At 60.9% G+C, this 25063-nt stretch carries 25 protein-coding genes and 1 tRNA gene; 15 read left to right on the top strand and 11 right to left on the bottom strand.

All coding sequences use genetic code 11. From position 1 onward, the window contains the following. Window positions 1-13: 13 nt before the first annotated feature. Both NMA52_RS00630 and NMA52_RS00625 read right to left on the bottom strand, forming a co-directional pair. Window positions 14-1054 carry a TrkA family potassium uptake protein gene (locus NMA52_RS00630; RefSeq protein ID WP_254825690.1) on the bottom strand — a complete coding sequence of 347 codons (1041 nt, stop codon included), beginning with the start codon at window positions 1052-1054 and terminating at the stop codon, window positions 14-16. Between the two features lie 395 nt (window positions 1055-1449). Beyond that, window positions 1450-2715: a glutamate-5-semialdehyde dehydrogenase gene (locus tag NMA52_RS00625; protein WP_254825689.1), complete on the bottom strand. Its 1266-nt coding sequence runs from the start codon at window positions 2713-2715 to the stop codon at window positions 1450-1452. A 145-nt stretch (window positions 2716-2860) separates the two neighbouring features. Between NMA52_RS00625 and mce the strand changes: the two genes are divergently transcribed. From mce to NMA52_RS00610, 3 genes are read left to right on the top strand one after another with little or no spacing between them, the layout of a single operon-like run. Beyond that, on the top strand, window positions 2861-3268 hold the full coding sequence (gene mce, locus NMA52_RS00620; protein WP_254825688.1) for a methylmalonyl-CoA epimerase: 408 nt from the start codon (window positions 2861-2863) through the stop codon (window positions 3266-3268). Continuing rightward, window positions 3265-4521 carry an MFS transporter gene (locus NMA52_RS00615; protein WP_254825687.1) on the top strand — a complete coding sequence of 419 codons (1257 nt, stop codon included), beginning with the start codon at window positions 3265-3267 and terminating at the stop codon, window positions 4519-4521. Before mce ends, NMA52_RS00615 begins: the two co-directional genes overlap by 4 nt. A 31-nt stretch (window positions 4522-4552) precedes the next feature. Beyond that, window positions 4553-5164 carry a phosphoribosylglycinamide formyltransferase gene (locus NMA52_RS00610; RefSeq protein WP_254825686.1) on the top strand — a complete coding sequence of 204 codons (612 nt, stop codon included), beginning with the start codon at window positions 4553-4555 and terminating at the stop codon, window positions 5162-5164. Between the two features lie 124 nt (window positions 5165-5288). On the opposite strand, the gene NMA52_RS00605 is transcribed toward NMA52_RS00610, so the two are convergent. From NMA52_RS00605 to NMA52_RS00585, 5 genes are all read right to left on the bottom strand, one after another. After that, a complete protein-coding gene (locus tag NMA52_RS00605; protein ID WP_254825685.1) occupies window positions 5289-6317 on the bottom strand; it encodes a VWA domain-containing protein in 1029 nt (342 codons plus the stop codon). A 364-nt stretch (window positions 6318-6681) separates the two neighbouring features. Then, entirely contained in the window at window positions 6682-7230 is a 549-nt protein-coding gene (locus tag NMA52_RS00600) for a hypothetical protein (protein ID WP_254825684.1), read from the bottom strand. 12 nt (window positions 7231-7242) lie between these two features. After that, window positions 7243-8250: a VWA domain-containing protein gene (locus tag NMA52_RS00595; protein ID WP_254825683.1), complete on the bottom strand. Its 1008-nt coding sequence runs from the start codon at window positions 8248-8250 to the stop codon at window positions 7243-7245. Next, window positions 8250-9230, bottom strand: a complete 981-nt coding sequence (locus NMA52_RS00590) for a hypothetical protein (RefSeq protein ID WP_254825682.1) — start codon at window positions 9228-9230, stop codon at window positions 8250-8252. The genes NMA52_RS00595 and NMA52_RS00590 overlap by 1 nt, the downstream gene beginning before the upstream one ends. A gap of 44 nt (window positions 9231-9274) precedes the next feature. Further along, entirely contained in the window at window positions 9275-10432 is a 1158-nt protein-coding gene (locus NMA52_RS00585; protein WP_254825681.1) for an SAM-dependent methyltransferase, read from the bottom strand. 133 nt (window positions 10433-10565) lie between these two features. Between NMA52_RS00585 and NMA52_RS00580 the strand changes: the two genes are divergently transcribed. From NMA52_RS00580 to NMA52_RS00545, 8 genes are all read left to right on the top strand, one after another. Next, window positions 10566-10928, top strand: a complete 363-nt coding sequence (locus NMA52_RS00580; protein WP_254825680.1) for a SnoaL-like domain-containing protein — start codon at window positions 10566-10568, stop codon at window positions 10926-10928. An 82-nt stretch (window positions 10929-11010) separates the two neighbouring features. Continuing rightward, a tRNA-Leu gene (locus NMA52_RS00575) sits at window positions 11011-11092 on the top strand. Window positions 11093-11140: 48 nt separating this feature from the next. Further along, window positions 11141-12505, top strand: a complete 1365-nt coding sequence (locus tag NMA52_RS00570; protein WP_254825679.1) for a trigger factor — start codon at window positions 11141-11143, stop codon at window positions 12503-12505. Window positions 12506-12571: 66 nt separating this feature from the next. After that, window positions 12572-13285, top strand: coding sequence for a ClpP family protease (locus NMA52_RS00565; protein WP_256534067.1), 714 nt, complete (start codon window positions 12572-12574; stop codon window positions 13283-13285). 60 nt (window positions 13286-13345) lie between these two features. Beyond that, the gene (gene clpX / locus NMA52_RS00560) at window positions 13346-14623 is read left to right on the top strand and encodes an ATP-dependent Clp protease ATP-binding subunit ClpX (protein ID WP_371930937.1); all 1278 of its coding nucleotides are present in this window, start codon (window positions 13346-13348) and stop codon (window positions 14621-14623) included. A 66-nt stretch (window positions 14624-14689) separates the two neighbouring features. Then, the gene (gene pdxH / locus NMA52_RS00555; RefSeq protein ID WP_254825677.1) at window positions 14690-15337 is read left to right on the top strand and encodes a pyridoxamine 5'-phosphate oxidase; all 648 of its coding nucleotides are present in this window, start codon (window positions 14690-14692) and stop codon (window positions 15335-15337) included. A gap of 13 nt (window positions 15338-15350) precedes the next feature. Next, the gene (locus NMA52_RS00550) at window positions 15351-15713 is read left to right on the top strand and encodes a hypothetical protein (RefSeq protein ID WP_254825676.1); all 363 of its coding nucleotides are present in this window, start codon (window positions 15351-15353) and stop codon (window positions 15711-15713) included. A 48-nt stretch (window positions 15714-15761) separates the two neighbouring features. Next, window positions 15762-16220, top strand: coding sequence for a hypothetical protein (locus NMA52_RS00545; protein ID WP_254825675.1), 459 nt, complete (start codon window positions 15762-15764; stop codon window positions 16218-16220). Here the strand turns inward: NMA52_RS00545 and NMA52_RS00540 are convergent. Then, the gene (locus tag NMA52_RS00540) at window positions 16217-17485 is read right to left on the bottom strand and encodes an MFS transporter (RefSeq protein WP_254825674.1); all 1269 of its coding nucleotides are present in this window, start codon (window positions 17483-17485) and stop codon (window positions 16217-16219) included. The genes NMA52_RS00545 and NMA52_RS00540 overlap by 4 nt on opposite strands. A 94-nt stretch (window positions 17486-17579) precedes the next feature. Between NMA52_RS00540 and NMA52_RS00535 the strand changes: the two genes are divergently transcribed. Both NMA52_RS00535 and NMA52_RS00530 read left to right on the top strand, forming a co-directional pair. Continuing rightward, the gene (locus NMA52_RS00535) at window positions 17580-18443 is read left to right on the top strand and encodes an alpha/beta fold hydrolase (protein ID WP_254825673.1); all 864 of its coding nucleotides are present in this window, start codon (window positions 17580-17582) and stop codon (window positions 18441-18443) included. 64 nt (window positions 18444-18507) lie between these two features. After that, window positions 18508-20040, top strand: a complete 1533-nt coding sequence (locus tag NMA52_RS00530) for a hydroxymethylglutaryl-CoA synthase family protein (RefSeq protein ID WP_254825672.1) — start codon at window positions 18508-18510, stop codon at window positions 20038-20040. A 202-nt stretch (window positions 20041-20242) separates the two neighbouring features. Here NMA52_RS00530 and NMA52_RS00525 read toward each other — a convergent pair whose 3' ends face one another. Beyond that, window positions 20243-20647 carry a hypothetical protein gene (locus tag NMA52_RS00525; RefSeq protein WP_254825671.1) on the bottom strand — a complete coding sequence of 135 codons (405 nt, stop codon included), beginning with the start codon at window positions 20645-20647 and terminating at the stop codon, window positions 20243-20245. Next, window positions 20644-20916 carry a hypothetical protein gene (locus tag NMA52_RS00520; RefSeq protein ID WP_254825670.1) on the bottom strand — a complete coding sequence of 91 codons (273 nt, stop codon included), beginning with the start codon at window positions 20914-20916 and terminating at the stop codon, window positions 20644-20646. Before NMA52_RS00520 ends, NMA52_RS00525 begins: the two co-directional genes overlap by 4 nt. Window positions 20917-20995: 79 nt before the next feature. Between NMA52_RS00520 and pdxA the strand changes: the two genes are divergently transcribed. Continuing rightward, window positions 20996-22096 carry a 4-hydroxythreonine-4-phosphate dehydrogenase PdxA gene (gene pdxA, locus NMA52_RS00515; protein WP_254825669.1) on the top strand — a complete coding sequence of 367 codons (1101 nt, stop codon included), beginning with the start codon at window positions 20996-20998 and terminating at the stop codon, window positions 22094-22096. 67 nt (window positions 22097-22163) lie between these two features. Beyond that, window positions 22164-24398: an RND family transporter gene (locus NMA52_RS00510; RefSeq protein WP_254825668.1), complete on the top strand. Its 2235-nt coding sequence runs from the start codon at window positions 22164-22166 to the stop codon at window positions 24396-24398. Between the two features lie 7 nt (window positions 24399-24405). On the opposite strand, the gene NMA52_RS00505 is transcribed toward NMA52_RS00510, so the two are convergent. Then, on the bottom strand, window positions 24406-25053 hold the full coding sequence (locus NMA52_RS00505) for a class I SAM-dependent methyltransferase (protein WP_254825667.1): 648 nt from the start codon (window positions 25051-25053) through the stop codon (window positions 24406-24408). Between the last annotated feature and the right edge of the window lie 10 nt (window positions 25054-25063).

Genomic DNA, 25063 nt, shown 5'->3' with positions numbered 1-25063 from the left:
TGGGTGTCCGGTCTTATTCCAGGTGAAAGAGCTTACGAAATTTGTCGAGCTGCTGGGGGTTGCCGACGACGATGAAGCTTCCTTCGGGACGCAGTACGGTATCCGGACCGGGGTTCACCCGGTACCTTCCCCCCTCCAACCGGTGGCCGATGATGTTGACGCCGGTATTGGAGCGCAGGCTCAGCTCCATGATCGGTTTTCCCTGATACTTTTCCGGCAACTGATCGTAGCGCAGTTCCTCAAAGCCAATGTCGGCCGAGAGCTCGTTGGTGATGAAGCTGAAAAATTCGACCGCCCCCGGCTTGGAGATCAGCGTGGCCATGTAGAACCCACCGATCTGTTCGGGCATGATGACGTGGCTCGCACCGGCCTTCATCAGTTTCTGGCGGCTGCGAAGCTCCTTGGCGCGGCTCACGATCCGCAAGCCCGAATTCAGATCCTTGGCGGACAGTACGATGAAGAGATTGTCGCTGTCGTCGTTCAAAGCCGTGATCAGGGCGCCGGCCCGCTCGATTCCCGCCGCGAAGAGGGCTTCGTCGTGGGTAGCGTCGTCGAGTACGTACAGGGCATTTTCGTCCTCGTCGATCAGGGGTTCGATCTTTTCGGCGTCCTGTTCAATGACGACGTAAGGGTGATTGTGAAGCCGTAAGTGGCCGATGATCTCACTGCCGTATTTGCCGTACCCGCAAACGATGGTATGCCCCTCCATCGCGGCGATCTTCGACTGAATCCGGTTATACTGCATGGTCTCAAATATTTTACCGTCGATGACATAATACGAGAAGGCCGCCAGTACATAAGCTACTACCCCGATATTGATTACGACCATGACGGAAACGAAAATGCGCCCCCCCGCGGAAAGCGGCCTCACTTCGCTAAACCCTACCGTGGAGATAGTGATGACCGACATGTAGATCGCCTCGATCAGGGAATAATCCTCGATCAGCATCAGCCCCACCGTGCCGATGCCCACCGCCACGAACAACATCACAAAGGCCAACCGCAGGTTCAGGGCGGTCGTCGTGAATCGTACGCGGGGGAATCGAAGTCGCATGGTTCGCAAAGTACAGTGCGGCCCAGGAATGCCACTGCCTCCAGCAAATTTTGCTTCCCCTAGTCCGCCGACCAATTTAGCTCCCAAGCGCAGCGAGCACCAAACAGCACCTACTAAATTGGCAATTTTAAATTTGAAATTTTACAATGCCCCTTATTCCCGAGAATTCCACTACCCCTTTAGTCCGCCGCCGGCTTCAGCCCACGAGCGCAGCGAGCACCAAACAGCGGTAGCTAAATCGGCAATTTTAAATTTAAAATTCCACAAAACCCCTTATCCGGAGAATTCCACTACCCCTTTAGTCCGCCGCCGGCTTCAGCCCACGAGCGCAGCGAGCACCAAACAGCGGTAGCTAAATCGGCAATTTTAAATTTAAAATTAGTACCGGCACCCCCCTACCGCACCTGTCCCGCGCCCTCCACCAGCCACTTGTAGCTCGTCAGCGCGGCGAGTCCCATGGGTCCGCGGGCGTGGAGCTTCTGGGTGCTGATGCCGATCTCGGCCCCGAGCTCGAACTGCCCGCCGTCGGTGAAGGCGGTACTGGTGTTGACGAACACCACCGCGGCGTCCACCTCCCGTTGGTAGCGGGCCTGGTTGATGTCGTCGTCGCTCACGATCGCTTCGCTATGCCGGCTGCCGTATTTTTCCACGTGGGCGATCGCGGCATCGATATCGCCGACCACCTTTACGGCCATGGCCATGCGGAGGAACTCCGTGCCGAAGGAGTCTTCGTCGGCGTGCTTCAGGAGGTCGGCAGGGTAATCACGTTCCAGCGCGGCGTAGGCTTCCGCGTCGGCGTAGACTTCGCAGGCGTGGTCACCCGCCAGTTCCTCCAGTAAAAAGGGCAGCTTTTGGAGCAGATCGCGGTGTAGGAGCAGGCAGTCCAGGGCGTTACAAACGCTCACCCGGCGTGCCTTGGCGTTGGTGATGATGTCGCGGGCCCAGTCCAGATTGGCGCTCGCGTCAACGTAGGTGTGACAGATGCCGGCACCGGTTTCGATCACGGGCACGGTAGCATTGGCCCGCACGTGATCGATGAGTCCCTGACTTCCGCGGGGGATGATGACGTCCACCAGTCCGTCGGCCGTCAGAATGGGGCGTAGCGCCTCCCGTTCGGCCGGAGCCAGGAAGCAGGCGGCGGGCAATCCCGTTTCTTCCAGGGCTCGGTCGATGAGGATCTTGATGGCCCGGTTGCTATGGGCGGCGTCCCGGCTGCCCTTCAGCACGGTGGCGTTACCGGCCTTGAGGTTGAGGGCGAATACGTCGAAGGTCACGTTGGGTCGCGATTCGAAGACCACCCCCACTACGCCGATGGGGACGCTGACCCGTCGGAGTTGCAGGCTGTTGGCCAGTTCCCGCTCCTCCAGCGTATTGCCCAAGGGGGAAGGCAGATCGGCAACGCGGCGGAGGTCACCGGCGATGGCCCGGAGCCGGTCTTCGTTGAGGAGCAAACGGTCGTACTTCGGATCCCGGGGGTCCATGCGCGCCAGATCGAGGGCGTTGGCGGCCAGGAGGGCGGGGGTTTCTTCTTCGGCCAGGTCGGCCAGTCGGCGCAGACAGGCATTCAGGCGCTCGGCGGGCAGGCGGTTGAGGTGGAGGGCGGCGGCGCGCAGGAGCGATAAGGAGGTCCGAATATCGTTGGCGGTGTCGGAAACTGTCATGGCGAAGGAACGTTACTGGAAGTGCGGGGAGTTGCAAAGTTAAACCGGCCGGGGCGTTGCACGCCGAGCGGGCTTATCCTTCGCGTTCCACGCATGGCTCATTGTACGTTCGTTGCACCCGCGGACCCGCCCAAAAAACCCATCCATGAAGCTCGAACACATCGGCATCGCCGTCGCTAATCTGGACGAAAGCGAAGCTCTCCTGCAACGACTGCTCGGCCGCGCCCCCTATAAGCGGGAGACGGTGGAGAGTCAGTCCGTTACCACCAGCTTTTTCACCGCCGGTGACGGGGCGGCCAAACTCGAACTCGTCGCCCCCGAAGATCAGCGCGGTCCTATCCAGAAGTACCTCGACAAACGCGGCCCCGGCATTCACCATCTTGCCTTCGAGGTCGAGGACATCATGGCGGAAATGCGTCGCCTGCGGGAGGACGGATTTGAGCTGCTCCAGGAAGTTCCCACCCCGGGAGCAGACAACAAGCTGGTCTGTTTCCTTCATCCCCGCAGCACCGGCGGCGTGCTCGTCGAGATCTGCCAAAGCCGCCCGGAATGATCAGCGAGAGGCGACTGCTGTTCATCCTGGCCACGGTGCAGTTTTGCCACATCATCGACTTCATGATCATCATGCCGCTCGGTAAGACGATCATGGAATCCTTCGACATCAGTCCCGGACAGTTTGCCTGGGTCGTGTCGGCCTACGCGCTGGCGGCCTTCGCTGGCAATTTGGTGAGCACGGTAGTCATCGACCGCTTCGACCGACGCGCGGCTCTGCTGTTCCTCTTCACCTGCTTTACGCTCGGCACGCTGGCCTGTGCCTTTGCCCCCACTTACCTCTTCCTGCTGGCGGCCCGCTTCGGCACCGGCCTGTTCGGCGGCACCCTGGGCGCGCTGGTGCTGGCCATCGTGGGCGACGTCATTCCCCTGGAGCGCCGCGCCTCGGCGATGGGCTGGGTCATGACGGCCTTCTCCGCCGCCTCGGTCGTCGGGGTGCCGGCGGGCATCTGGATCGCGGCGGAATTTACCTGGCACGCTCCCTTCTACGCCACGGCGGGACTGGCGGCTGTTTTCGTGACGGTCGCCTTCTTTTTCGTGCCCCCCATGCGCGGCCACCTGGTGGAACAGACCATCGTGCCCGACGGCGACCTAGACGAGGTCGGCCGTGACCCGGAAGCCCAGCTGCTGCAGCCCACCTCGCTGGTCCGCAGGGTCGTCGACCCCTTCCGCGCCATCTTTACCGACCCCAATCAGCGGGCCGCTTTGCTCTTCACGCTTACCCTGATGCTTGGCCACTTCACCATCATCCCCTTCATCGCGCCGTACATGCAGATCAACATCGGCTTCGCGGACAAACAAGTGAGCCTCATTTATCTCATCGGGGGACTACTCACCGTGTTCCTGCTGCCGCTGTTCGGGCGGCTGGCGGACCGCTACGGGCGGCTCCGCATCTTTACCGGGGCCTCCTTCCTGGCCTTGTTCAGCATCTATGCCCTGACCAACCTGGATACCACCTCCATTCCTCTGGCCCTCGTGGTGACGAGTTCCTTCTTCGTCGTTGCCAGTGGGCGCAACGTACCGGCCACGACCATGATCACGTCCGTGGTCCGCCCCGAAAACCGGGGGGGCTTTATGAGTATCCGCCAGTCGGTCAACGAAATGGCCCTCTTCTTCAGCACGGTCATTGCCGGCTTCATCATCACCGAGGGGCCCGACGGCAAGCTGCAACACTACGAGGTGCTGGGCTACTTCACCATCGTGATGAGCCTGGTGGCCATCTATACCGCGCGGCGGATCCGGGCAATCGCCTAGTAAATTGGCGGGGAAGCCCGTTCTTGCATCCATGAGTCAGCCCAAACGCATTGCCATTTTCATCAGTGGCGGCGGGTCGAATGCCCGCGTCATGATCGACCGGTTTCAGCAGCACCCGGAGGACGGGGTCGAGGTCGTGCTCCTCGTCAGTAACCGGACCGGCGCGGGCGGACTGCTTATGGCGGCGGAGCGCGGGATCCCGAGTCTCGTGGTAAAGCGGGCCGACTGGGCCACCGGCGAGGAGTTGCTCGCAGCACTGAGCGCTTACCGGGTCGACCTGATCGTGCTGGCGGGTTTTCTGTGGCTCATCCCCGGCTACCTCGTACAAGCCTATCCGAACAGGATTGTCAATATCCACCCCGCGCTCCTGCCTAAGTACGGAGGCAAGGGGATGTACGGCCGCCACGTCCACGAAGCGGTCAAGAACGCCGGCGATCTCGAAAGCGGGATCTCCATCCACTACGTCAATGAGAATTACGACGAGGGCAGCATTATCTACCAGGCGGCGGTACGTCTGGATCCGGAGGATTCTCCGGAAAAGATCGCCGAGCGGGTGCTGCGGCTGGAGCACGGGAATTACTGGCGGATTGTCCGCGACCTGTACGACGCTACCTCCGGGAGCGAAGTGCACCGCGACTTGTAGTCGCGCGAGTGGGGGTCGTTAGTATTCCCATGCCTCCGGGGGCGGCATTGTACTTCGCGGTCGGAGACCGCATCTTACTTCGCGGTCGGAAACCGCATTGTACCCTGCGCGGTCGGAAACCGCATCATACATCGCCGCCGGAGGCAGCGTCGTACCGGGCGCGGTAGCCGATGGTCATTTCGACGAGGAGCAAGAGCACCGCCGGGGCCAGAAACCAGTAGAAGTAGCTGTCGTAGCTCGAGAACGACTGGGTTTCGAACTCCTGCTTTTCGATCCGGTCCACCTGGGCGCGGAGGGCCTGGGCCAGATTTTCGCTGTCGCCGCTGAGGGGGAAGTGTGCCCCGCCGCCGCTGCCGGCGATATCCTCCAGCGTTGCCTGGTCGGCACTGGTAGTGGCCGGACCGCCCCCCGACTGCCGGATGTAATCGCTGCGGCCGTTGTTGAGCTGGACGGGCATCAGGCTGGCTCCGGATTTTCCGACTCCGACGGTATAGACCAGTAATCCGGCCTCGTGGGCGCGGGCGGCGGCGCTGGCGGCCGATCCCGCGTGATCCTCCCCGTCGGAGATGATGATGAGGGCGCGGTGGTTGGCGCTTTCCGCGTCGAAGGCCGCCTCGGCCGTGGTGATGGCCTCCGCCAGGTTGGTGCCCTGGGCGCTGATCTGGTAGGGGGCCGCGGTGCTGACGACGCTCTTCACGAAATTGTAGTCGGTGGTGAGGGGGGCGGCCATGACGGCGGTACAGGTGAAGAGTTCCACGCCGATGTTGTTCCCGACGAGTTCGTCAATGAGGGTGGTCGTGAAGTAGCGGGCGCGATCCATGCGGCTGGGCTTAACGTCCTCGGCGAGCATGGAGTTGCTGATGTCCAGGGCGATCACTACGTCGATGCCCCGGCGCTGCATTTCCTCCCGCTGCGCCGACCACTGGGGATTCGCCAGGGCCACCACCAGCAGGGGCAGGCTGAGGGCGAAAAGGATGAACTTCGTCCACGGAAGCCGACGGTTGATCCCCGGGGCCAGGTAATCGAGCAGTTCCCGGTCGGCAAACCGCTCCAGCGCGGCCCGCCGCTGCCGCCAGTACCAGAAGAACAAACCGATCACGGCGGGTAGCAGGAGGAGCAGCCAGAGGTATTCGGAGTGTTCGAAACGGACCATAGTGAAGAAATTAAGGTTCGTACGCTAAAGAGAAGCGCCAAGGTAAGCAGTGCACTACGCTTAGTCGGCGGACGAGCCTCGTGCCTCGGTCGGCCAACGACTGCGCTGCCCCCGTTGCGCAGCAAGCAAACCGTCTCGGACCAGAGGCCACTCGACCTAGATCCGCGACGTAATCTGTGCCTTCTGCGTAATCTGCGGTGGAAAAAAATATCTCGGACCAGAGGCCGCTCGACCTGTCGTCTTAATTCGCGGAATCCGTGGTGCCCCCCGTTGCGCAGCAACCAATTCCGTCTCGGACCAGAGGCCGCTCGACCTGTCGCTTCAATCCGTGGTGCCCCCCCCGTTGCGCAGCAACCATAAAAAATCACCTACTCTTAATCCCCCGAATGATCTTCATGATATCCGGCGTCATTTCCTTTGGCATCTCGAAGGTCTCGCGTCGGTAATCCGACCAGGCTTTTTCCTCCTTAATCTGTGCCTTGATCTCCTTCCACAGGGGGTAGAGGAGATAGTCAAGGTCCGGAAACCGTTTCATCAGCTCCCCCACTACCCGCTCGCACTCGTCCATACTGTTGCTCGGAAAAAGATCCACCTGGGCGGCGATCTCGATGCGACGGCGCTGTTTGCCGTAAAACCACTGCTGGATCTCTTCCGCGTCGATCGTACCCCGGGCGTCGGCTGACCAGATCAGGACGTTGTAGAGCTCCGCGACCTTGATGGCCGGCACGCCCTCACTGAGCCGGTAGAGCAGTTCGGTTACGCCCTCGTCCGGAAGCAGTTCGAGCAGATCGGACAGGGCGGTAAAGATCGATTCGGCCAGCGTCACCTCCTGGTATCCGGGCTGCCCGCTTATGGTCATCAGTTCGTAGACCAGGGCAAGTTGTTGGCGGGCGGCGGGCAAATTTTTCGACACGTAATCGGGAGCTTAGGGAACTGTCCTTAACACGGTATACCGCAATACGGTTTCCAGAAGCAGCAGGCCGAAGCCCAGCCAGAGGAAGCGGGCAAACTGCTCCTCGTAACGCTTGAAAACGGTGGTTTCGATCTCCGTTTTCTCCAGTTCGTCAATGTAGGCGTAGATAGACTCCAGCTCCTCGGTGTCGCGGGCCCGGAAGTAGCGGCCGTTGGTTTCCTCGGCGATGTAGGAGAGCAGCTTGTCGTCCACGGTACCGCGCGTAGGTTTGAAGCGGTAGCGGCCTCCCCCAATCGGAGCGGAGGGCATGAGCGTTTCCTCCCCGCTACCCACCCCGATGGTGTACACCCGGATGCCGAACTTGCGGGCGATTTCCGCCGCGACCTCCGGTTTGTGCCGGTCACCGGCGTTGTTTTCCCCGTCGGTCAGCAGAATGATGATCTTCGACGCGGCCTCGCTTTCCTTAAGCCGGTTTATGGCCGTTTCGAGGCCGAGGCCAATGGCGGTGCCGTCCGTAATTTCCCCCATCTGCAACTCGCCGATGAAGCGATCGATGATATCCTTATCGACCGTGAGGGGCGACTTCGTGTAAGCCTCCCCCGCGTAGGCGACCAGTCCGATCCGGTCGTACTCCCGCCGGCTGACGAAATCACGGGCCACCTGCTTGGCAACCTCCAGCCGGTTGGGATTGAAATCCTGGGCCCCCATGCTGGTGGAAAGGTCCATCGTCAGCACGATGTCGATCCCCTCCGCCGTTACGGACTCCTCACTCAGATCGAGGCGGGGCCGGGCCAGTGCCACCACCATCAGCACCAGCGCGATCACCCGCAGCAGGGGCAGAAAGGGCCGTAGGGTGCTGCGCCAGCTGGTTAGTCCGTCGATGGCCGTCGTACTGGGCAGCCGTAAACTCACCAGCCGCTCCCCCGCCCGCCGCTGATTCCATACGTACAGCAGCACCGGCACGATCGCCAGCGGCAGCAGCCAGGGGTAAACGAAGGTAAATTGGTTCCACCAGCCCATCATCCGTGTTCTTTATCGGTACCCGCCAGGGTAGCTTCCGTAGTTTCCGCCGCAGGGTCGACGCCCGTAGCGCGCACGAAGTCCCTGACCCGTTGCATCCCCCGGGGGTGCAGATCCTCCGCCGGAACGGCCTTGGCGAACTTGACCTCGTCCGACAACCGCAGCAACTGCGCGAGTTCTTCCCGCTCCGCGACGGCAAGTCCTTCCTGCGACTGCAACCGGGTGGTGATCTGCCGGGTGGTCAGTTCCAGGGCGGGAATGCCGAAACGGGCCTCCAGGTAGGCCCGTAGGATGTGGGTGAGTTCGACGTAGTAGGCATCCGTCTGGCCGTTCTGCCAGAGTTGGCGGGCCTCCAGGGCGTCGAGTTCGGCCAGTGCCCGCACGTGGGCCGGCGGGGGCGGCGGCGGTGGGGGCGCGACCGCGGCCCGGCGGCGGCGGTACTCCCGCACACCCACCACGATCAGGGTCAGGGCCAGGAGCGCGAACACCCACCAGTAATCCAGCAGATTGCGCGGCTCCTCGATGATCGGCTTGATGGGCAGGATGTCGTCTTCGGCCGATACGACGGCTCCCTTCACGGTGAGCAGCAGGTCGGTGGTGAAGGCGGTATCCGCCCGCCCGCCGGCGTCCTCGAAGAAGATGGCCAGCGGCGGAATGGTTACGTAGCCCGTATCGAAGCTGGTGATCAGGATGCGCTGCTCCAGCAACCGCTCGGGCTGTTCGGCAATGGTGCGCAGTTCCTCGTCGCGGATGACTTCCAGGCCGGGCAATTCGTTGAGGGCGGCCGGGGCTATGGGGTACACCCTGGTCCCCGGCGGGGCCGAGATGTTTACGTCCAGGTAGATCTGGTCGCCGATGGTTATTTCCTTGCGGGCCAGTTCGGCGCGGACGTTCACGGTGCGGTTCGTAGCCTGCTGAGCGATCAGGCCGGCACCGAAGCACAGGAGCAAAAGCAGGAAGTACGAACGACGTGCGGACATGGGGCTAAGGTACAATGAGGGAGGGTGTTTCCCCCCGGTCTGCGTTATTTGAGCAACTCTTCCAGGTGGTGGCGCCCCACCCCGAACCGTTGCTTCAGGGTTTCGGCCTGCTCCCGCGCTCCCGCCCGCTTAATCCCGGTCCGCACGGCGGTGATCATAACGTTTTTCGCCGTGTGCTCCAGGGCGATGAATTCAAACAACTTGGTGTCATAGCCCTCCGCTTCGAGGTAGAGCGCCCGGAGTCCGTCGGTGACCATGGCGGCCTGTCGTTCCAGCAGAATGCCGTGACCGAGGAGGGGTTTGAGTTCCGCGGGGACGACCATGTCCCGCCGAACCTGTTTCTGGCAGCAGGGGGCTACGATCATAATTTCGGCACCGGCCCGCACCCCCCGGTAGAGCGCGTCATCGGTAGCCGTATCGCAGGCATGCAGAGCAATGAGCATGTCGATCCGTTCCGGGCGGTAACTGTCGATGTAGCCCTCCTCGAAGGATAGGTTACCGAAGGCATTCTCCGCCGCGATGCGTCGGCACTTTTCCACGAGGGCGGTTCGCAGTTCCACGCCGGTCACGTGCACGTCGAGGCCCAGCGTATTCGCAAGGTGATCGTAGAGGGCGAAGGTCAGGTAGCCGCTGCCGGAGCCCATATCGACGATGTGGGCGCCGGGGGGCAGGGGGTGGGCCCGGACGAGCCCGTCGACAATCTCCACGAACTTATTGATCTGCCGGAACTTTCGCCGGCCCGCTCCGGTCACCTCCCCCTTGTCGTTCGTGATGCCGAGAGCGTGGAGATAGGGCCGGCCGGCGGGGACGTCGCGGTGTTTTTCGCGGTTGTGTTCGGCGGCGGCTTCGCGGTGCTGGGGCGGTTGTTCGGTGAGGCGGGCGTTGCCCTTTCGGCTCTGCATGACGGACAGTTGCTCGTCGAGGCTGAAGAGGTCGCCGTTGTAGTAGGTTTCCTCCAACTGGCCACGCAGGTAGGTCAGTCCGTCCTCGTAGGGGTAGTTTTTGGCCTCCTCCCGGTCGTGGTAGCGGTGGGTGACCTGCAGGAGCTGCTCTCCCTTCACCTCCACCGGGCGGGCGTACAGATTGCGGGGAGTGGCCGGTCCCTTCCGCCGCGGCTTGCTCAGGGTCAACTTGACGAGCCGGGCGTTGTGGGTGGCGCGGCGTACGGTGTTCCAGAATCGCTCGAAGGGTTCGGTAAGCATGCGGCAAAGGTAACGGCGGGGGCGGGATCGCGGGAGCAACGAAGGGAGCGGAGAGCCGGCAAGCGGGACGAATTAAAAACGATTTGTTTTATTCGGGTGCTTTCCCTAAGTTTGTTTAAACACAGACCAGACTATGATGACCGTTCAACAAATTGCCGACCGCCTGGTCGAGTTGTCCCGCAAAATGGAAAGTACCCAGGCATACCGGGAGCTTTTCGCCGAGAATGCTTCCTCTCACGAAATGCCGGGCATTCCCCGCGGCGACGTCAGCGGACTCGACACCCTCATCGCGAAGAGCGAAGCGTACGACGACGGCATGACGGTACACGGCATTGAAGTGACCGAGCCCCTCGTTTATCACCAATTCTTTACCGTCGGGATGAGCATTGACGTGACCAAGCAGGACGGTGACCGGGTGCAGGAGCACGAGATCTGCGTGTACGAGGTCCGCAACGGCAAGATTATTTCCGAACGCTTTATTTACAGCATGAGCTAAATCAGGGAGAATATCGCGGGCGGATTGACGGACCATCTTGCACGTTCCGGCCGGAGATTGTACCTTTGCGGGCGTTTTCCCCGCGGGTGTGGTGAAATTGGTATACACGCTAGATTTAGGATCTAGTGCCGCAAGGCGTGAAGGTTCGAGTCCTTTCACCCGCACACATGGCCTACCTTTTGCGGGTGGGCCTTTTTTAACCTAGTAGCATTATGGCTGAAGTAACGTACGAAAAGACCGGCCCGGTCACCGGTCGGATTCAACTCAATTTCTCGAAGGAGGAGCTCGGTAAGAAGCTCAACGAAGAGCTGAAGAAGGAGAGCAAGCGGGTAAACATCAAGGGATTCCGCCGGGGCAAGACCCCCATCTCCGCGCTGCGCAAGCTGATGGGTAACCAGGTTTTCGGCCCCCTCCTCGATCGTACCATTCAGCAGGAACTGTTCGGCTACATCGAAGAGAATGACATCCGCCTCATCTTCAGCCCCATTCCCGACGAGGAGGAGCAGGTAGAGCAGATCAGCGCCACTAATATTAAGGACCTCAAGCTCTCCTACGACCTGGGCCTCGAACCCGAGTTCGAGCTGCAGCTCCCCGAGCGGTCGTTCGATAAGTACGTCCTGGATACGAACGATGACTTCATCGACGAGCAGGTAGAGAACCTGCGCAAGCAGCGCGGCGAAAGCAAGGAGGTCGAGGAAGGCCCCATCGCCGAGGAAGATATTCTCGACGTCACCGTACAGGAAGTGGACGGTGAGCTGAGCAACTCCACCAAACTGTACGTTGACAATCTGACCGAGGACGTCAAGTCGCAGCTCGTGGGACAGAACGTCGGCGCCTCCATCACCGTCGACGACCTCACGACCGTAGAGCAGAACGGTACGGAAGCCAACGTAAAGAAATATCTCCTGGAACTCGACGACGAAGCGAAGGACACCGACCTGTCGGGCAAGTCGTTCACCATCACCGTCGACAAGATCAGCCGCCTCACTCCGGCCGAGCTCAACGAGGAGTTCTTCATCCAGTTCGACCCCTCCGGCGAAGTGACCACCGAGGAGCAACTGCGCGAGCGGCTGGCGGCCAACGCGGCCGAAGGCTTCAACGCCCAGGGCATCTCCATGGCCAACTTCGAGATCCAGCGGGCACTGGTCGAGGGCAACGATTTTGAAGTCCCCACCGAACTCATGCGGAAGCTGAGCAAGGACGACAAGGAAAGTAACTTCGAGAACTTCGAGCGGGGCGTACGCTGGATGCTCATCCGCAATAAGATCGCCGAACAGAAGGAGATCGAACTCCAGTACGAGGACGTACGCGCCGAAGCCCTCCAGAATCTGATGCGCATGCTCGGCGGCCAGCGCCCCGACTTCCTCACCGACGAGTTCCTGGACAACTACATCCAGAACATGCTCAAGGACGAGAAGCAGCGCGAGGAGCTGAGCAGCAACGCCATGGAGAAAAAGGTCATGAACGCGATCCGCGCCGACCTTACCCTGGAGGAGAAGCCGCTGTCCGTCGAGGAGTTCAACGAGACCATCCGGACCTTCAACGAGGCCAACACCCCGGAGCAGGAGGAGGAGTAGGGGGCCGTCAACCGCCGGAGCCGCCGCAACGTTAACGGGGAGAAACTATCCCTAAAATAAGTTAATATGACTCCCCAAGTCCCCCAGGATGAATTCATGAAGTACGCTACCCGCCATATGGGTTTGAGTACCATGCACCTGGAGAAATACGCTCAGACCATCGGCGGCATGGCGTCGCCCCAGGTCACCGGCTTTTCCCCCAACGTCATTGAAGAGCGGCAGATGAACATCGCCGCCCTGGATGTCTTCAGCCGCCTGATGATGGACCGCATCATCTTCATGGGCGTTGCCGTCAACGATTATGTCGCCAACGTCGTGCAGGCGCAGTTGCTCTTCCTCGAATCCGTGGATCCGAAGCGCGACGTACAGATGTTTATCAACAGCCCCGGCGGCAGCGTGATCGCCGGCATGGGCATGTACGATACCATGCAGTACGTCACGCCCGACGTGGCTACCATCTGTACCGGCCTGGCCGCCTCGATGGGCTCCGTGCTGCTTGCCGCCGGCGAGAAGAGTAAGCGCTCCATCCTGCCCCACGCCCGGGTCATGATCCACCAGCCCAGCGGCGGCATGCAGGGTCAGTTCTCCGACATGGAGATCAACTACCGCCTGATCTCGAAGCTGCGCGAGGAGCTTTACACTATCTTGTCCAAGCATTCCGGAAAGAGCTTCGAACAGATCGAAAAAGATTCCGACCGCGACAACTGGATGACGGCCGAGGAAGCCGTTGCGTACGGCCTCGTGGACGAGGTCCTGAACCGCGATAAGACCGCGGCCTAAATACTCACCAGCGGAGGCGTGGCCTTGCGGTTACGCCTCCGCTTACCTATCTTATATATGATGCGAGGTAAACGACAAGATTTCCGCTGTTCCTTCTGCGGTCGTGACAAAAGCGATGCCCTGGTGCTCGTGGCCGGTCTTGACGCCCATATCTGTGAAGTTTGCGTGGAACAAGCTCAGGAGATCGTCGCCGAGGAGCTCTACGGAGGCCTCAACCCCGAAGAACAACCCCAGCCCGAGGCCAAAAAGCCCGGTTTTGAATTTAAGCTGCCCAAGAGCATCATCCCGAGCCAGATCAAGGAGCACCTGGACAAGTACGTGATCGGACAAGACGAGGCGAAGAAGATTCTCGCCGTCGCCGTGTACAATCACTACAAGCGCCTCTCCCACCCCGCCACGAGCGACGATGAGGTGCAGATCGAAAAAAGCAATATCCTGCTCGTCGGCCGCACCGGCACGGGCAAAACCCTCCTGGCGAAGACCATCGCCAAGTTCCTCCAGGTTCCCTTCGCCATCGTCGACGCTACCGTCTTTACGGAGGCCGGCTACGTGGGGGAAGACGTGGAAAGTATCCTCAGCCGACTGCTACAGGTGTGTGACTACAACGTAGCCGCCGCCGAACACGGGATCGTGTACATCGACGAGATGGACAAGGTGGCCCGCAAGAGCGATAACCCCAGCATCACCCGCGACGTCAGCGGCGAGGGCGTGCAGCAGGCCATGCTCAAGATGCTGGAGGGAACCGACGTCAACGTGCCCCCCCAGGGCGGCCGTAAGCACCCCGAGCAGAAGCTCGTCAAGGTGAACACTCAGAATATCCTCTTCATCTGCGGAGGAGCCTTCGACGGCATCGAAAAGATCATCGCCCGTCGCACCAACACCAAAGTGATCGGCTACGGCAACGCCAATAAGAAGCAGATCAAGGAAGAAGATATGCTGCAGTACGTCACCCACCGCGACGTGAAGCGCTTCGGCATGATCCCCGAACTCATCGGTCGCCTGCCCGTGATCTCCTACCTGCGCCCCCTCGACCTTGACGCCATGAAGCGCATCCTGGTTGAGCCCCGCAACAGCCTGCTGCGGCAGTACCAGCACCTGTTCCGCCTGGAAGGCATCAACCTGGTCTTCACCGACGACGCCATTCAGTACATCGCCGAAACCGCCCTCGAGTACGAACTCGGTGCCCGGGGCCTGCGCTCCATCTGTGAGGCCATCATGACGGACGCCATGTTCGACCTGCCCGGCCACAAGGAGATCAAGCACTACACCATCGATGCCGTCTACGCCAAGAGTAAACTGGAGGGTGGAATGCTGGAAGTGCTCCGCGCCGCGGCCTAGGGGATCGCACCTATCCCGTGGTCGCCCGGTTACCTTTAGTCCGCACCGCGGATAAAACGCTGAACCATGCCCATCGATGCTTCCGACCTCCGGGTCGACTACCAGGCCGACGTTCTCCTCGAGGCGGACGCGCCCCCTACCCCGTTCCCCCTCTTCGACCGCTGGTTCCGGGAGGCTAAGGATAGCAAGGATCCCGAGCCGAATGCCATGGTGGTAGCTACCGTGAATGCCGCGGGCCACCCCGCCGCCCGCACGGTCCTGCTGAAAGAAGTGAGCGACCGGGGATTCATCTTCTACACCAATTACGATAGCCGCAAGGGCCACGAAATCATGGCTCACCCCCACGTGGCCCTGGTCTTCAACTGGCTGGAACTCCAGCGGTCCGTCCGCGTGGAGGGCCGGGTGGAGCGGGTCGATCCGGAAACCTCCACGGCCTATTTTCAGAGCCGCCCCAAGAAGAGTCAGATCGGTGCCTGGACCAGCCCGCAGAGCGACGCGATCCCCGGCCGCGACTTTCTGGACCGGCGCAGGGAAGAGATGGAACAGCGGTTCCGCGACGAGGAGGTACTCCCCCGTCCGGAAAATTGGGGAGGCTTCGTGGTCATCCCCGAACTGATCGAATTTTGGCAGGGGCGCAGCAGCCGCCTGCACGATCGCCTCGTCTATACCCGCCACGGCGACAACGACTGGCAACGCGAACGCCTCGCCCCCTAACGAATCCCCGCGCATGCAAGACAACGCCAACTGGATCCAGCTCCAGACCGACATTAAGTCCTACCACCAGCCCCTGCGCCAGGCGGCGGAAACGGTAATCGACGAAAAGGTGAGCAACTACCCCGTCTTCGTCGCCTACGCCGGCGACGATACGGAGAGCGTACCCGGCATTCACCTCATGGAGGTGCCCACTCCCCGCGACCTGGTCTGGACGGTCAACGTAACCACCCTCGAAGAACTGGTGGCTAAGCGGGTCGTAACCCAGGAGAAGATCGACCCCTTCCGCAAGGTTTACCGGGAGAACGCCGACAGCTTCTGCTTCCTGATCATCGATGAGGCCGGAGGGCGCTTCGGATTCGTGGCCGCGAAGGCCTGATTTGCGGATATTCACCGCACCCGCGTCCCCGCCCCCAACCCCCCACATATGATTTCCGAACAAACCATCGAACGAACGCTCGCCCGCCTGGAGCGAGCCGGCGACGACTACGAAACCGAAATCCGTGATTTCGCCGAGAGCCAGCCCGACCTTATGGACTACCTCACCAACGAGGACGTGGAGGCTTTCACCGAGCGGGAACGCGAGTTGCTCGTATTCGCCGCCCTCGTCATTTTCCAGTCCGTAGACGACGAACGCGCCGGCCTGACCGAAGTGACCGGTGACCAGATCGCCGCGGCCGAGGAGCGCAACTACGAGATCATCGGTGCCGCGAAGGGCAACTTTCGCGATCGCCTCACCCCCTTCTTCGAGCAGAGTGAGGAGGAAGAACTACTAGCCTTCGTGGAGGACCTGTTGCTGGCAGAGGACGGTGAGGATGAAATCTCCCGGGAAGCGCGCGAGCCCTTCTTCGTGACCCTGAAGACCGTCATCGATACCCTGACCTAAACGAGGTCGGCACTAAGCTCCCGGGTACGTACCTCCCGGAGGTGATCTACGCGCAACAGTAGCAGTAGGCCGAGGATCCCGATGCTCGTGACGGTGTAAATCGATACCACGTAACCAAAGTATTCGGCCAGCTGGAACCCCAGTACCGGCGTGAGGATGAAGGCCAGGGAGTAACTCGCCGACAGAACCCCCAGATATTCGCCCCGGCGGGCGGGCGGCGCGTGCTTGGCTACGTAGGTACTCGTGAAGGGCATAAACAGGATCTCCCCCAGCGTGATGAGCAAGATCCATACGACCAGCAGGAAATAGCCCGTCACGACGGCCAGCGGCAGCAGGAAGTAACCGACCTGGATAAGGGCCGTACCGGCCAGCATAACGTACAGGGGGCGCAGGCGGCGGTCGGCCAGGTACACCAGCGGCATTTCGATGAGTACGATGGCCACACCGCTGATCGTGAGGAGCAGGCCGAACTGACTTTCCGTATACCCGTTCTGGGTGAGATGCACCGGTACCGTACTGAAGAACTGGAAGAAGCAGGTGATCACGCAGGCGTTCGCCAGGATCAGGTAGAGCAACCAGGGTTGCCGCAGGGCCCGGCGCGTTTCCGTCAGGGGTTTTCCGGGGGCGGGGGACGCGGGAGCGGTGTCAACCAGCGGACGCGAGGTTTCGTCGGCGGGAAGCGTAAGCAGGAACAGCACGGCCGCCAGCAGGAAGGTGATGCCGTCGGCCCAGAAAAGACTCTCGTAGCCGTAAGCGTGGATGAGTAGTCCGCCCAGTGCCGGCCCGATCGAGAATCCCAGATTGGCGGCCAGCCTTTGCAGGCCGTAAGACTGAGTGAGGTTTTCGGGTCGGGCGTAGACGGCGATGGCGGCGCGATTAGCCGGCCGGAAGGCATCCGCGGTGACCGAGGTGAGGAATACCAGTACGCACAACGGCCAGAAGGAGGTGACCTGTCCAATCAGGATGTGCAGTATCCCCGCGATGACGAGGCTGAAGATCATGATGTGCCAGGAACCGTAGCGATCGTTGAGGAGTCCGCCGACGTAGTTGCCTACGATACCGCCGGCGCCGAAGGCTCCCATGACCCACCCGGCATCGGTGGCCGTGTAGCCCATGGAATTAACGAGGTAGACCGAGAGAAAAGCGATGACCATCGCTCCGCTGCGATTTACCACCATCACGAGCGACAAAAGCCATACTTTACGGGGAAGGCCGGAGAACGCCCGGACGTACAGTCGGGTCAGGCGGGGGAGCAATTCGGCCATGGGGAGGGGTTAAGAATCGAGATAACGGCCCCGATCGTACGTAAGTTCCCGGAATGCACTTTAAGTTTGTCGGTGCAAAAGACCCAAATGCCGCATGGCAGGTAAGAGAGAAAAGTTCGTCATCGGAAGCATCCGTCGGTTGCTGAACGGCACCGCGCGTATGTCGCGGCGGCAGGCCGGTAAGATCGGCTTCTACCTCCTGAGCAAGCCCCGGCGGGCGGCCGACGAGCCCCTGAGTGATGCCTTTATGCGTACCGCCGAGCGGTATACCGTCAACGCCAACGGAACCAAACTGCAGTGTTTTCACTGGCCGGGCAAGGGGCCCAGCGTACTCCTATTGCACGGTTGGGAGAGCAACAGCGGTCGCTGGTTTGCCTTCTTCGAGCCTCTGCGGCGAGCCGGCTATTCCATTTACGCCTTCGACGCCCCCGCCCACGGCCGCAGCGGGGGGAAACGGTTCAACGCCCTGATCTACGCCGAGGCCCTTCAGTGTTATCTACAGCACCATGGATTCGCGCCCGATTACTGGATCGGTCACTCCGCCGGCGGGATGGCCGCGATCTGGTACCTGACGGAGATGGAGGCGGCCTACGAACCCCAGCAACTGGTATCGCTGGCCGTACCGGGTGAATTGGAGAACTTTATCGACAAGTTTTGCGACTTCGTTGGGGTACACGAAAAGGTGAAACGGGGCATTGACGAGCAGTTCCGGCGTAAACTAGACGTGAGCTTTACCGACATCTCCTTCATTAAGTACGTGAAGAATTTACGGGTACCGGGCCTGATCGTTCACGATGAATGCGATGACCTGGCCCCCATCGACGGCGCCTACCGGATGCACGAGAACTGGGCGGGGTCGAGCCTAATTACTACCCGTGACTGCGGCCACAGCCTGATCGGTGATCTGGTACCCGCTATGGTGTTAGAATACCTGCGCCACTGCCGGGTAGCCCGCTAAGTGCTCCCTAGCCTAAACCATGCGATTTGGCGCGGCGTTGAAGTGGCTATAAACCCTCCGCTACATGTCCGCTCCCTCCGTCGGTATTGACGACTTCTCCGTCTATATTCCCCAACTGTACCTGTCCATCGAGCAACTCGCCAAACGGAGAGACATCCCCTACGCGAAGCTGAACAAGGGACTGGGGCTGGAGCAGATGGCCGTTGCCGACGCCCGAGAAGACGCCGCCACCATGGCCGCGAACGCCGTGCTGGACCTGATGCATAAGAATGACATCGACCCCTGCACCGTCGGCCGAATTTACCTAGGTACGGAAAGCGCCCTCGACGGTTCCAAGCCTACGGCGACCTACGTGCTGGATATGCTGCAGGACCATTTCGCCGACGCCTACGGTCCGAACTGCTTTCTTCACTGCGACGTGGTGGACCTGACCTTCGCCTGCATCGGTGGGGTCGATGCCCTGCAAAATACCCTCGAGTGGACCGCGGCGCGGGAGGGCCGCACCGGTATCGTGGTCACCAGCGATAGTGCCAAGTACGAACTCGGCAGTACGGGAGAGTATACCCAGGGAGCCGGGGCCGTGGCCATGCTCGTAAAGCGTGACCCCCGCCTGCTCACGATCGATCCCGACTTCGGGGTGGCTACCCGGCCGGCCCACGACTTCTTTAAGCCCAAACGGCGGGTGAGCAAGCAATCCATCATACGCGAGGTCATCAATCTCCTGCCCGATCTCTCGGCGGAGGATTATCAACTCGATCAACTGGAGGATCAACTGAATCTGGGGCTGGAGGTGAACGGTGTCCTCGACTGCAACGAGCGGTACATCACCCTCCACAAGGATACGCCGGTCTTCGACGGTCCCTACAGCACGGAGGCCTACCAGGCCCGCATTCGGGAGGCCCTCATCGATTACCGCCGCCGCCGCGGTACCCGGGCGGGTTCCCTGACCGACGATTACGCCGGACTGGCCTTTCACTTACCCTACGCTTACCAGGCCCGTCGGATGTTCTCCGAACTGTTCATGGAGGAATTGAAGGCGCGGCAGGAGTGGATGGAATTTATCGAACGCAATGATCTCGACGTACCCTGTGCCGACGATTATGAGGATCGGGAGCAGTACATCGCCAAGTGCGGGGAATTCTTACGGGCGGTGACGAAGACGGATGAGTACGGTCGGTTCGTGGAGCGGTACATCGCTCCGGGAGAATGGGCCAGCGCCCGGGTCGGCAACCTCTACGCCGGCAGCGTTTTTCTGAGCATAGTTTCCACCCTCGAAGCTGCCCTGACCGGCGATCGCGAACTTTCCGGCAGCAGTCTGCTTGTCTTCGCTTACGGCAGCGGCTCTAAAGCAAAGGTCTTTTCCGCCGAGGTCGGAAACGGCTGGCGGGAAGTGGCCGAAGATTTTGACCTCCGGGCACGGTTGGATAGCCGGGAAGAGATCGATTACCCTACCTACGAACAACTCCACCGTTGCGGACTGGACCGGAACGTCGCCGGCCAGTGCGAGGGAGGCTTCTTCCTGGCGGACGTTCACGACCGCAGCGAAGGACACGAGGGTGTACGCCACTACGGGTACGCAGCTAGCGTGATGGCATAAAAAAAGCCGGAGAGTGATCTCCGGCCTTTTCAAAGGTTGCAAAAAATAAACTTGAATGTGGGGCGACAGCCGTCGAATTAGCCGTTCGAATAGTCGGCTGACGGCCCGAAGTTAGTAACTTCGGGTCACCGGCGCAACAATTAGGTGATAATTTTCTTAATTCGTCGGATTACGTAATCAATTTGATTACAAATCAAGTTCCTCACCGCAGGCTATCGCGTAGAATTCGCTCCTGAAGCAGGCTATCCAGACGGATGCTATCCCGCCGCAGACTATCGCGCAGCAGGGTATCGTAGCGAATTTCGAAGGGAAACAAGGGCCGTAACGGCAGGGGGGCGGATAGCTCCTTGACCGGGGGTGCTCCGGGCCGACCGGGCCGTGGCGGGCGACCCGCGATGCGGCGCATACGGCGGGCGCGATCCAGCAGTAGGGAATCGGCCCGTGCCGATGCGGCGTCCATCACGTTACGTTGACAGTCGCGCAGCAGATTGGCCCGGATAGCCGCGACCTGCTCCGCGGCGCGTTGCTCGACCAGGACGCGGGGATCGACCTCTTCTCCACGACAGCCCAGCAGGAGCAACAGAAGCAGCAGCGGAGCGTACCTCATTGTTCCGGACTTTGACCGAGGCGGGCCCGCAGGCGCAGCTCTTCTTCCAACCGGCGCTGAACGATACTGTCGGTGGCTACGGCAACCCGATCCTCGAAGGTGGCCGAGCACAGACTGTCCAGTAGGGGCCGCAGGGAATCGATACGACTGGCCGCAATAGCCTGGTATTCTTCCCGCTGATCGGGCGTGAGCTGTATCTGTACCGCTTCGTCCTCGCCTCCGCAGCCGCACAGCGTCACCGCCATAACCCATACCAGCACATGTTTCACCACGGCACAAACTTACGGATGCTTTACCGTTCCCCGTCGGGTGGTGGCTACCTTTGCCCACCAATCAAACAGTATACGTATGGATCCCCTGCGAGTTGGTATATCGGTCGGCGACGTAAACGGCATCGGCCCGGAGGTGATCGTCAAGGCGCTGCGCCGCAACGGGGTCCTCGACTTGGTCACTCCCGTGATCTACGCCACGCCCGAGGTTTTTACCAATTCCACGGCCGGGGGGGAAGAACCACTCGCCTTCACGGAGATTGACGGCGCGGAGACGGCCGAAGACGGGGAGGTCAGCCTCGTGATCTGCTGGGAGGAACCCATCGAGTACTCTCCCGGACAGCCGACCCAGACCGGGGGGCGGGTCGCCGCCCGGTCGCTGGATCGCGCCGTGGAGGACCTGAAGCAGGGGCGGCTGGATGCCCTCGTAACGGCCCCCATCAATAAGTCGGTCATGCCCCGCGACGCGTTTCCCTACCCCGGCCATACGGAAATGCTCACGGAGCGCCTGGAGGCCGACGAGAGTCTTATGTTCCTGGTAGCGGACGATCTGCGAGTCGGGGTAGTGACCAACCACATCCCCGTTTCCCGGGTGGCCAATGAGGTCACTCAGGACAAGATCGTGGCCAAGCTAAAGATCATGGACCAGAGCCTACGGAGCGACTTCGGGATCGTAAAGCCGCTCATCGGCGTGCTGGCCCTCAACCCCCACGCCGGCGACGAGGGTCGGATCGGGGATGAGGACGAGAAGATCGTCCGGCCGGCGGTGGAAACCGCCAAGGCTGCCGGCATTATGGCGCTGGGCCCTTTCCCCGCCGACGGCTTCTTTGGCAGTGGAAAGTTCCGCAAGTTCGATGCGGTGCTGGCTATGTACCACGATCAGGGTCTCGTGCCGTTCAAAGCCCTTAGTTTCGGTAAGGGGGTCAACTTTACGGCGGGGCTACCCGCCATTCGTACCTCCCCCGATCACGGGACGGCCTACGATCTGGTGGGGCAGGACAAGGCAAGTCCTGACTCTTTTCTCGCCGCCCTCTTTCTTGCCCGCGACGCCTTCATTAACCGCCAGCGCTACCTGGAGGATACGGCCAACCCCCTGGAAAGCCGGATGCACCTCGTGTACAAACGCAAGCCCCGTGCCGGAGGGAGCGGGAAGAGCGGACGCGGTCGGGGGAAGGGATAAAGAATACGTGGTTTCCGTCCAACAATCCCGGGCGGCCGTTCTTTAAGCAGGGAATCATCCCGCCCGTATGCGCCGCTACCGACTTCCGGTCATTCTGTTTTTCGCTCTGTACGCGGCCGTGGCCGTCTACGGTTGCTTCCGGCTCAACTTCACCTTCGACTTTCAGCAGTTTTTTCCCCGGGGCGACGAGGACCTGGACTTCTTCCTTGAATTCATCGATGAATTCGAGGGGGACGACAACTTCTTACTCGTTGCCCTCGAGCGGGAACCCACCGTATTCGACAGCACTTTCCTCCAGCAGGCTCACGCCTTCTCCCTGGCCGTGCGCGACCTGCCGGAGGTGGACAATGCTCAGTCGCTGACTTCCTTCGGCTACCCGATCAAAACACCCTTTGCCGTAACGACGATCCCGGCCATTCACCTCAGTGACCCCAGCCGGTACGCCGCCGACAGCGCTCGCATCATGGCCGACGAGCGCTTCGTGGGCAACCTCATCAACCGACGCGGCACGGCACTGGTCACCGTACTGAAGACCCCGAGCCTGATCAATCTTGAGCAGAGCCGTTCCCTCATGCGGGGGCTCGACAGCCTGATGGCGACCTACGACTTTCCGGACCATCACTATCTGGGCCCGGCGTACTTCCAGAAGGAGCTGGTGGACGTTCAGATCCGGGAAGTCGCGGTGTCGGCGCTGATCTCCGGCCTGCTGGTGAGCCTGGTCATGTTCCTGCTCTTCCGCCGGCCACTCGGGATCGCGGTGTCCCTGGTGAGCATCGCGCTGGGGCTGCTCCTCTTCATGGGAACCCTCGGCCTGCTCGGTCGCGAACTCAACGCGATCGCGGCCCTCTACCCCGTACTGATGATCATCGTGGGTACCTCGGACGTGATTCACATCATGTCGAAATACATCGACGAGTTGCGTAAGGGCCAACCGAAGGAGGCCGCCATTCGCACCACGATCCGGGAGATCGGCCTCGCCACCCTGCTGACATCCATCACCACGGCGGTGGGCTTCGCTACCCTGCTGACGAGCCGGATCGATCCGATCCGCGACTTCGGGATCAACGCCGCACTGGGAGTCATGATCGCCTTTCTCACGGTGATACTATTCACCACCTCGCTGCTGAGCTACCTGAGCGTGGATCAGATCGTCAAGATCGGACGGCAGCAGGCCTTCTGGGACCGACTGCTGGAACGTACCTACCGCTTCACCCAGTCCAACGGTACGGCCATAAAAATCGGGGCCGCAGCGGTAGTGGGATTGTGCGTGCTCGGCATTTCCCAAATCACCACCAACTACCGCATCGAATCCAACCTGCCCCGGGGGCGCAAGGTTACCGAAGACTTCCAGTACTTCGAACGGGAACTGAGCGGGTTCCGGCCCTTCGAACTCGCCGTCATTACCAGCGACAGTAGCCGGGTCACCGATTTCCGTGTTCTCCGGGAGATCGCTAAGATCGAGGATCACGTCAAAGCCTTTCCCTTCGTGCAGAGTACGGCAAGCATCACGGCGGTGTACCGCAGCATCAACCAGGCCTTCAACAACAATCGCCCCGACGCCTACGTCCTGCCGGCCGACGAGGGGCGCTACCGTCAGTACCGTAGTCTGGCCGAACGTATTCCCGACGTTAACCTGAATCTGCTCGTCAGTCGCGACGGAAAAAAGGCCCGCATCACCAGCCGCCTGGACGATATCGGGGCCGACAGCATCAAGGTGTTTTTGGCAAATACGACCGACTGGATCAACACCCACGTCGATACCTCCCTGGTCGATATCCGTTCTACCGGCACCGGTCTTATCGTGGATAAAAACGCCGAGTACATCCGCCGCAACTTGCTGCAGGGCCTGGGACTGGCCATCGTGATCGTCTGCGGACTCATGGCCCTGCTGTTCCGCAACTGGCGCATGTTGATCGTGAGCCTGATCCCCAACCTCCTTCCCCTACTCATCGCGGGAGCCATGCTCGGTTATTTGGGCATCGAATTGGAAGCCGGCGTAAGCATCGTTTTTGCCGTCATCTTCGGCATCGCGGTCGACGATACCATTCACTTCCTGTCGAAGTACAAACTGGCCCGTCGCCGGGGCCTGGCCACCCAGGAGGCCATCCACCTGACTTTCCGGGAGACCGGCAAGGCGATCGTGCTCACGTCGGTCGTACTCTTTTTCGGCTTTCTGGTAATGTTGTTCAGCGTAAGTCCGCCGAGCGTGACCATCGGGCTACTCATCTCCCTGACCCTGGCGAGCGCGGTGATCAGCGACCTCCTGCTCATTCCGCTCCTGCTGCGGTGGCTGGACCGGTAACAACCGCCTATTTTTTCTCCGCTACCATAATGTACTGGTAATCCAGTCCGGTATTATCGGTGGACACGACCGCAAACCCCGCCCGCTCGAGCATGTGGGCGAGCTCCGAGAGGCCGATCCGATCGCCCGGATCGGGGCCCAGCGCGGTCTCTTCTTTCTTCCAGTCCACGATCACTACCCGCCCATTGGACCGCAGGGCCGGCCGTATTTTCTTGAGGTAGTCTTCCGGATGATCGATGAGGTAAAGCGTATTGACGAAGAGAACGATATTGACCTCCCCGTCCTCCAGGCGTGGGTCGTCCGGCAGGCCCAGACGGGTTTCCAGCCGCCCCTGCAGGGAAGTCGGAAGTTCCGTTACCCGCAAGGTATCGAGGTAGTCGATCCATCGTTGATCGATCTCCACGGCGATCACGCGGTCGGCAAGGGGTGCGAGGCGGCGGGCGAAGAAACCCTCCCCGGCCCCGATGTCGGCGATCACCTTTTCTTCGATATCGCCGAGCACCTCGATGACTAAACCCGGCTTCTGCCATACGTGGCGGTCACGCTCCTCCTCCGTCTTACCGGTAGCATACACGTCTTCCGGTGGAGGGGCCGGACCGTCCGCATCCCTACATCCCAGGAGACACAACAGGAGGACAATGAACGGAAAGCGCATGATTCGGACG

This window comes from Lewinella sp. JB7 (assembly GCF_024297185.1).
Classification (GTDB): Bacteria; Bacteroidota; Bacteroidia; order Chitinophagales; family Saprospiraceae; genus Neolewinella.
The sequence above is the reverse complement of the archived record's forward strand: the minus strand, read 5'-3'. Positions and strand labels throughout refer to the sequence as shown.

What these genes read in the sequence shown, in the direction of transcription:
- pdxH (WP_254825677.1), top strand. Translation starts at nt 14,690, where the DNA reads ATGCCCATCGATGCTTCCGACCTCCGGGTCGACTACCAGGCCGACGTT.
- NMA52_RS00535 (WP_254825673.1), top strand. Translation starts at nt 17,580, where the DNA reads ATGGCAGGTAAGAGAGAAAAGTTCGTCATCGGAAGCATCCGTCGGTTG.
- NMA52_RS00590 (WP_254825682.1), bottom strand. Translation starts at nt 9,230, where the DNA reads ATGTCCGCACGTCGTTCGTACTTCCTGCTTTTGCTCCTGTGCTTCGGT.
- pdxA (WP_254825669.1), top strand. Translation starts at nt 20,996, where the DNA reads ATGGATCCCCTGCGAGTTGGTATATCGGTCGGCGACGTAAACGGCATC.
- NMA52_RS00595 (WP_254825683.1), bottom strand. Translation starts at nt 8,250, where the DNA reads ATGGGCTGGTGGAACCAATTTACCTTCGTTTACCCCTGGCTGCTGCCG.
- NMA52_RS00570 (WP_254825679.1), top strand. Translation starts at nt 11,141, where the DNA reads ATGGCTGAAGTAACGTACGAAAAGACCGGCCCGGTCACCGGTCGGATT.
- NMA52_RS00605 (WP_254825685.1), bottom strand. Translation starts at nt 6,317, where the DNA reads ATGGTCCGTTTCGAACACTCCGAATACCTCTGGCTGCTCCTCCTGCTA.
- NMA52_RS00545 (WP_254825675.1), top strand. Translation starts at nt 15,762, where the DNA reads ATGATTTCCGAACAAACCATCGAACGAACGCTCGCCCGCCTGGAGCGA.
- NMA52_RS00610 (WP_254825686.1), top strand. Translation starts at nt 4,553, where the DNA reads ATGAGTCAGCCCAAACGCATTGCCATTTTCATCAGTGGCGGCGGGTCG.
- NMA52_RS00505 (WP_254825667.1), bottom strand. Translation starts at nt 25,053, where the DNA reads ATGCGCTTTCCGTTCATTGTCCTCCTGTTGTGTCTCCTGGGATGTAGG.
- NMA52_RS00565 (WP_256534067.1), top strand. Translation starts at nt 12,572, where the DNA reads ATGACTCCCCAAGTCCCCCAGGATGAATTCATGAAGTACGCTACCCGC.
- NMA52_RS00585 (WP_254825681.1), bottom strand. Translation starts at nt 10,432, where the DNA reads ATGCTTACCGAACCCTTCGAGCGATTCTGGAACACCGTACGCCGCGCC.
- NMA52_RS00550 (WP_254825676.1), top strand. Translation starts at nt 15,351, where the DNA reads ATGCAAGACAACGCCAACTGGATCCAGCTCCAGACCGACATTAAGTCC.
- NMA52_RS00530 (WP_254825672.1), top strand. Translation starts at nt 18,508, where the DNA reads ATGTCCGCTCCCTCCGTCGGTATTGACGACTTCTCCGTCTATATTCCC.
- clpX (WP_371930937.1), top strand. Translation starts at nt 13,346, where the DNA reads ATGCGAGGTAAACGACAAGATTTCCGCTGTTCCTTCTGCGGTCGTGAC.
- NMA52_RS00615 (WP_254825687.1), top strand. Translation starts at nt 3,265, where the DNA reads ATGATCAGCGAGAGGCGACTGCTGTTCATCCTGGCCACGGTGCAGTTT.
- NMA52_RS00510 (WP_254825668.1), top strand. Translation starts at nt 22,164, where the DNA reads ATGCGCCGCTACCGACTTCCGGTCATTCTGTTTTTCGCTCTGTACGCG.
- NMA52_RS00580 (WP_254825680.1), top strand. Translation starts at nt 10,566, where the DNA reads ATGATGACCGTTCAACAAATTGCCGACCGCCTGGTCGAGTTGTCCCGC.
- NMA52_RS00540 (WP_254825674.1), bottom strand. Translation starts at nt 17,485, where the DNA reads ATGGCCGAATTGCTCCCCCGCCTGACCCGACTGTACGTCCGGGCGTTC.
- NMA52_RS00630 (WP_254825690.1), bottom strand. Translation starts at nt 1,054, where the DNA reads ATGCGACTTCGATTCCCCCGCGTACGATTCACGACGACCGCCCTGAAC.
- mce (WP_254825688.1), top strand. Translation starts at nt 2,861, where the DNA reads ATGAAGCTCGAACACATCGGCATCGCCGTCGCTAATCTGGACGAAAGC.
- NMA52_RS00525 (WP_254825671.1), bottom strand. Translation starts at nt 20,647, where the DNA reads ATGAGGTACGCTCCGCTGCTGCTTCTGTTGCTCCTGCTGGGCTGTCGT.
- NMA52_RS00625 (WP_254825689.1), bottom strand. Translation starts at nt 2,715, where the DNA reads ATGACAGTTTCCGACACCGCCAACGATATTCGGACCTCCTTATCGCTC.